The following is a 6,726-nucleotide window of genomic DNA, read 5'->3' on the forward strand; positions in this document are numbered from 1 at the left end:
CATCACCATGCTGCGCTGCGGGGTCGAGGCCGCGACGACCGTGCGTCCATTGACGCGCGCCGTCCCGGGCGGCCGCACGCGGCTCCGGGGCCGGGGCCGAAGCCCGTCCCCGATAGGTCCTTCGCGGAGAGAGTGCCCATGACCGACGAGACGACGCAGGAGCCGTGCGCGGGCGGATGCACCGGGACGCCGTTGCCGCGCCGAGGCCTGCTCAGGGCGGGGCTCGCGCTGCTTCTCGCCCCCGCCGACGCCCTCGCCGCCGCAGAGCCGGCCGGCGGTCAAGTCCCGGCCGCCAACGCATCGACCGTCAAGGCGCCGAATCCCAAATCGATGCGCCCGCAACCCGGCGACACCTTCGCGTATCTCAGCGGCGAGTCCAAGGACCGGAAGGTCATGGCGGCCGACCTCAAGGCCGGCGATCCGCCGCGTCTCGTCTATCCGGTCGATCCGGCGACCGGGACGATCCGCAGCGGCTCGCGGGTCAACCAGATCCTGCTGATCCGCACCGACCCCGCCGTCCTGACCGCGGCCACGGCGCCGCGATCGGCGGACGGCCTCGTCGCCTATTCGGCGATCTGCACCCATAACGGCTGCCCGATCACGCTCCTCAACGAGGACCACCGCTCGGTGGTCTGCACCTGCCACGGCTCGCGCTTCGACCTCGCCGACAACGGCACCGTCCTGACCGGCCCGGCCACGCGCCGCCTCGCCGGGCTGCCGATCGCCGTGACCGACGGGGCGGTCACGGTGGCGGGCGCGTTCGTCGGCGCCCTCGGCGCGGCCCCGTCGCAGCAATAACCGGTCGCGAGAACCGGAAAGACGCTTTCGCCACACGACGCTTCTGGGAGGTCAACGCCATGATCAAGACCCTGTCCGCGGCCCTGCTCGGCTCCGTCCTCGTGCCCGCCCTCGCCGCGGCGGCGCCGCTGAAGACCTACGCGACGGTCACCCAGGAGCGGCTCTCCAACCCGGAGCCCGAGAACTGGCTGATGGCCAAGGGCAACTATGCCGGCTGGAGCTACACGCCGCTCGAGCAGGTCAACGCCGGCAACGTCAAGTCGCTGAGGCCGGTCTGGAGCTATGCCACCGGCGTGACCTCCGGCCACGAGGCGCCGCCGATCGTCAACAACGGCGTCATGTATGTCGCCACGCCCTACAACCAGGTCATCGCCATGGATGCGAAGACCGGGGAGTCGGTCTGGCGCTACAAGCGCGACTTCCCCGAGGGGTTCAGCGCCTTCCACTACACCAATCGCGGCGTCGCCCTGTGGGGCGACAAGGTCTACGTCGCCGGCCTCGACTGCCGGCTCGTCGCCCTCGACGCCAAGACCGGCAAGGTGGCGTGGGAGGCCGAGGTCTGCGACTGGACGCAGGGGGCCTACATCACCTCGGCCCCGGTCGCGGTGAACGGCCGGATCATGATCGGCCCGTCCGGGGGCGAATTCGGCGTGCGCGGCTTCCTGAAGGCCTTCGACGCGGAGACCGGCAAGGAGGATTGGACCTTCTGGGCCGTGCCGGCTCCCGGCCAACCGGGCTCCGAGACCTGGCCGAAGGAGGGCCGCTGGAAGGATGCCTGGAAGATCGGCGGCGGCACGATGTGGATGCCGGGCAACTACGACGCCAAGAACGGGGTGCTCTACTGGGGCGTCGGCAACGGCTCGCCCTGGCTCGGCGACCAGCGGCCCGGCGACAACCTGTACGTCGCCTCGGTCGTCGCGCTGAACCCGGCGGACGGCACGATCAAGAGCCACTTCCAGTACCACTGGAACGATTCCTGGGACTGGGCCGCGATGAACGCCCCGACCCTGATCGAGCTCGACCGCGACGGCAAGAAGGTGCCGGCGATGATCAGCGCCCAGCGCAACGGGTATCTCTACCGGCTCGGCCGCACCGACGGCGGCCAGATCAGCTTCCTCGACGCCCGGCCCTTCGTGAAGAACACGGTCTTTTCGAGCGTCGATCCGAAGACCGGTCGGCCGACCTACAACCAGGCCGGCGTGCCCGGCACCGGCCGGGCCGGCACCTACTGCCCGAGCGTGTGGGGCGGCAAGGACTGGCCCTACGAATCCTTCAACCCGAAGACCGGGATGCTGTACGTCCCGTTCAACGACAATCACTGCATGACCTACGAGGGCAAGATCCAGGAGCGGGTCCCCGGCCAATGGTCCGCCGGCGTCGACATCACCGACATCAAGCTCCTGATCGACAAGGACGTGAAATATATCGGCGGCATCCAGGCCATCGACGTCAACACCAACAAGGAGGTGTGGCGCGACACCTACGCCAAGTCGTGGATGTGGGGCTCGATCCTGTCGACGGCCACAGACCTGATCTTCACCGGCGGCACCAGCGACCGGATGTTCCGGGCCTACGACGCCAAGTCCGGCAAGGAGCTGTGGAGCTTCAAGACCAATTCGGGGATCATCTCGCCGCCGATCAGCTACGCCATCGACGGCAAGCAGTACATCGCGGTCGTGTCGGGCTGGGGCGTCGATTCCGCCCTGGTCCAGGGCATCATGGCCGACGAGCACGGCTGGGAGAAGGACATCCCGCAGGGCGGCACGGTCTGGGTCTTCGCGGTCGAGGACGAGACGGTGCCGCAGAAGCGGGCCGAGGTCGGGTCGTCCATCCGGTAATCCTCCGGGCGAGACGGAGCCGAACGGTCCGGTGCCGCGCCGACGGGGCGCGGCACCGCATTCCTCTCGGGGCGCCCGGCACCGCTCACGCGCCGATCAGCTCGCGGATGCGGGTTGCCAGCACATCCACCGCGAAGGGCTTCGTCAGCACCGCCATGCCCGGTTCGAGCTGGCCGTTGCTCAGAAGCGCGTTCTCCGCGAAACCGGTGATGAACAGCACCTTGAGGTGGGGGCGGCTCACCCGGGCCGCATCCGCCATCTGGCGGCCGTTCAGGCCCCCGGGCAGGCCGACATCGGTGACGAGCAGGTCGATCCGCGCGTCGGATTGCAGGACCGACAGGCCGCCGCCGCCATCCGCCGCCTCGATCGCCGTGTAGCCGAGGTCGCCGAGCACGTCCGCGACCAGCATGCGCACGGTCGGCTCGTCGTCCACCACCAGCACGGTCTCGCCGGCCTCCGCGATGGGGCGCAGGCCCTGCTCCGCCGGTGCCTCGTCCCGCTCCGCCGCGCCGCGATGGCGCGGCAGGTAGATGCTGACGGTCGTGCCTTCGCCCTCCTTGGAGTGGATGCGCACTTGCCCGCCGGACTGCTTGGCGAAGCCGTAGATCATCGACAGGCCCAGGCCCGTCCCCTGGCCCAGCGGCTTCGTCGTGAAGAACGGGTCGAACGCCTTGGCGATCACCTCCGGCGGCATCCCGGTTCCGGTGTCGGAGACGGCGAGCGCGAGGTAATGGCCCTCCGGCATGTCCTGGCGCTGCGCCGCCGGACGGTCGATCCGGCGGTGGCCGGTCTCGATCGTGATCCGGCCGCCGTCGGGCATCGCGTCGCGGGCATTGATGCAGAGGTTGAGGAGCGCGTTCTCGAGCTGCGACGGGTCGACCAGCGCCGGCCACAGGTCGGGCAGGCACACCGTGTCGATCTGCACGCTGGGGCCGACCGTGCGCTGGATCAGCTCGGTCATGCCGCCGATCAGGGCATTGACGTCGGTGGCCTTGGGGTCGAGCGTCTGGCGGCGCGAGAAGGCCAGCAGGCGGTGGGTCAGGGCCGCCGCCCGCCGGGTCGCCCCCTGCGCCGCGACCATGTACTTGTCGATCTCCGCGAGCCGGCCCTGGCCGATGCGGGCGTTCATCAGTTCCAGGCTGCCGGAGATGCCGGCGAGCAGGTTGTTGAAGTCGTGGGCGAGGCCCCCGGTGAGCTGGCCCACCGCCTCCATCTTCTGCGACTGGCGCAGCTGCTCCTCCGCCTGCATCAGCTCGGCGGTGCGCTCGCTCACGCGCTGCTCCAGGGTGCCGGCGAGCGCCCGCAGCTGGGCGATGGCGCGGTCGCGCTCCTGCTCGACGGTGCGGCGCTCCTCGACGTCGAGGAGCACGCCGGGAAAGCTCAGCGGCGTCCCGTCCGGCCCGTGATCGACGCGACCATTGGCCTCGATCCAGGAATAATGGCCGTCGGCGCGGCGCACCCGGTACTGGTGGGCATAGGCGCCGCCTCGCGCGATCGCTTCGTTCATCGCCGCGGCCAGGGCAGCCTGGTCGTCCGGGTGGACGGGGGCGACGATCTGGGCGAGGGGAATGCCCTCGCGGCCCAGGGCGGGATCGAGGCCGAAGGCCCGGGCGAAGCCCTCGTCGACGGTGAACCGGTCGGCGGGGATGTCCCAGTGCCAGGTGCCGATGATCGCGCCCGCCGCCAGGGCGAGCTGGACGCGCTCGACGTTCTCGCGGGCGAGCGCCTCGCTGGCGCGCAGGCGCTCCTCGGCGTCGCGGCGCGCGGTCACGTCGTTGAAGATGATGGCGATCTGCCGGTCGTCGGGCTGCCCGACCGGAACCGCCCGGACGTCGAACCAGCGCTTGAACGCCTCGGCGTAGCTCTCGAAGGTCGTCGGCTCCCGGGTCCGGGCGACGCGCCCGTAGGTCTCGAACCAGAACGGCTCCAGGTCCGGGGCGAACTCGGTCACCCACTTGCCGCGCAGGTTGACCCCGGCCTCCCGCTCGAAGGCGGGGTTCGCTTCGACGAAGCGGTAATCCACCGGCCGGTCGTCGGCATCGAACTTGACCTCGACGATGGCGAAGGCCGCCTCCACCGTGTCGAGGATGGTGCGGAAGCGCTCCTCGCTGGCGCGCAAGGCGGTCTCGGCCTCGCGCAGGCCGGTCAGGTCGAGCATGGCGCCGATCATGCGCACGGCGCGGCCCTCGGCATCGCGGATCACGTGGCCGCGGTCGAGCACCGGCGCGTAGGAGCCGTCCGCGCGGCAGAAGCGGTACTCGTCGGTCCAGGAGGTGGCGGTCCCGTCGATGACCGCATGGATGGAGCGCTCGATGCGGTCCCGGTCGTCCGGATGGATCCGGGCGATCCACCACGCGCCGGTCGGCGCGACGCCGGCGAGGGCGTAGCCGTAGGACCGGGCCAGGGCCTCGTTCCAGAGCACGGCGTCGGTCGCCAGATCCCAATCCCAGATCGCGTCGTTGGTCGCGCGGGCGGCGAGACGGTAACGATCCTCGACCGCGCGCAGGGCGATGCCGGCCAGATGCTCGCCGGTGCGGTCGCGCAGGATCTTCACGAAGCCGATCGGCCCGCCGCCCCCGTCGCGCAGCGGCATCAGCTCGCTCGAGGCCCAGAACCGCTCGCCATCCTTGCGCAGGTGCCAGCGGTCGTCGGAGGCCCGTCCGTCCCGCAGGGCCTGCCGCATCTCCCGCGGGACGCAGCCCTGTGCCCGGTCCTCAGGCGCGAAGATGCGGTCGACCCCCTGGCCGCGCATCTCCGCGCCCGTCCAGCCCATCGCCCGCTCGGCGCCCGAATTCCAGTTGGTGACGGTGCCGTCGAGGTCGGTGACGATCATGGCGACGTCGACCGCGCTGTCGAAGATCGCCCGCTGGCGCGCCTCGCTCTGGGCCAGGGCCGTCCGGCTGGCGTCGAGGGCCGCCGCCAGATCCCGCGCGCCGTCCGGCGACGCCGCATCCACCGGCGTGCCGACGGAGCCGGGCTCGATTCCCGCCCTGTCCAGGATGGCGCGCAGGCGCAGGACTTCCGCCTCGAGCTCGTCGCGCGAAAGAGTTGTCAGCACGTCCCCACCCGCCATGCCCGCCCCAGGGGCGGGCTTCTATCCGCGCCGCCCGACGTGCACAATGATATCGGACAAATTCCGGGACGGGTGAGGCCGGCTCGCCGCAGGTTCGGGAATGATCGCGTCTCGTGCCGGCGGGCCGGTCAGCCGTGCCGGACCCTTACGGCTGCCACTGCTCGAAGGCTTCCCGCAGCACCTTCTCGCCGGCATTGCCCTTCTCGAAGGTCAGGATCGCCCGGTTGCCGTTGGCGTAGCGGATCGGCAGGTCGATCCAGTTGCGCTTGAGCAGGAGGTCGGTGTTGCGTTCGATATCGGCCTTCAGGTTCGAGAGGCCGATCAGGAACAGGTTGTCGCGCACCGGCACCGGCAGGCCGGAGACCGGCGAGCCGCGGCTGGATTCGTCGTCCTTGAACTGGATCAGGCCGACATCGCGCACCGTGCGGTTCGCGTCGGTCGAGGTGAAGGTCAGCTCGATGATGTGCGAGGCCGGCAGGGTCGCGTCGGTGTTGCGGCGCAGGACCATCGCGAGGCTGAGGCCCGCATCCGGCACGTCGACGGTTGCCCGCACCACGGTCTGGAGCGGCTGGCCCTGGCCGGCATTCACCGCGTCGAGGCGCCAGACCACCCGGGCCTGCGTCGCCTTCGGGGCCGAGCCCTGCGGGCCGTTCTCCTCGTAGAGCGTGCCGCGCTGTGCCACCGCGAGATCGGGCGTCGGCGCGGGACGGGCCGTGCCGCCCTGGGGCGCGGCGGGTGCCGGCGCGGGCGCCGGGGCCTGGGGCGCCCGCTCGCCGCCGACCCGGTCGGCGAATTTCGAATCCTGGGCCTCCGCCGGACGGTTGGGACCGTTCTCGGCAAACCCCGTCGGCAGGGCGGCCGGGTTGTCGCGCAGGGACCAGGCGGTGACCGCGATGGCGCCGACGATCGATGCCAGCACCGCCGCCACGATGCCGTTGCGCACCAGCCGCGAGCGGTCGCGCTTCGGCGCCACCACGTCGAGGCGCGGACGCTGCGGGCCGCCGGCGGCCGTCTCCG

Annotated in this window: 4 protein-coding genes; 2 read left to right on the forward strand and 2 right to left on the reverse strand. The window is 71.1% G+C overall.

The window, feature by feature from the left end; all coding sequences use genetic code 11:
* The first annotated feature begins 138 nt into the window (after positions 1-138).
* Together QR78_RS05090 and QR78_RS05095 are read left to right on the forward strand one after the other, a co-directional pair.
* Positions 139-798, forward strand: coding sequence for a QcrA and Rieske domain-containing protein (locus tag QR78_RS05090; RefSeq protein ID WP_048426421.1), 660 nt, complete (start codon positions 139-141; stop codon positions 796-798).
* Positions 799-857: 59 nt separating this feature from the next.
* Positions 858-2,636 (forward strand): PQQ-dependent dehydrogenase, methanol/ethanol family, encoded by a 1,779-nt coding sequence (locus QR78_RS05095; protein ID WP_048426422.1) that lies wholly within the window; start codon positions 858-860, stop codon positions 2,634-2,636.
* An 85-nt stretch (positions 2,637-2,721) separates the two neighbouring features.
* Here the strand turns inward: QR78_RS05095 and QR78_RS05100 are convergent, their stop codons facing one another.
* Both QR78_RS05100 and QR78_RS05105 read right to left on the reverse strand, forming a co-directional pair.
* Positions 2,722-5,694 (reverse strand): PAS domain-containing hybrid sensor histidine kinase/response regulator, encoded by a 2,973-nt coding sequence (locus QR78_RS05100; protein WP_202972701.1) that lies wholly within the window; start codon positions 5,692-5,694, stop codon positions 2,722-2,724.
* Positions 5,695-5,854: 160 nt separating this feature from the next.
* Positions 5,855-6,726, reverse strand: an 872-nt coding sequence (locus tag QR78_RS05105) for a hypothetical protein (RefSeq protein WP_048426424.1), incomplete at its 5' end; no start/stop codon positions are given.

The organism is Methylobacterium indicum (assembly GCF_001043895.1).
Taxonomy (GTDB): Bacteria; Pseudomonadota; Alphaproteobacteria; order Rhizobiales; family Beijerinckiaceae; genus Methylobacterium; species Methylobacterium indicum.

Coding starts and splice junctions, on each gene's coding strand:
- QR78_RS05090 (WP_048426421.1), top strand. CDS start 139: ATGACCGACGAGACGACGCAGGAGCCGTGCGCGGGCGGATGCACCGGG.
- QR78_RS05095 (WP_048426422.1), top strand. CDS start 858: ATGATCAAGACCCTGTCCGCGGCCCTGCTCGGCTCCGTCCTCGTGCCC.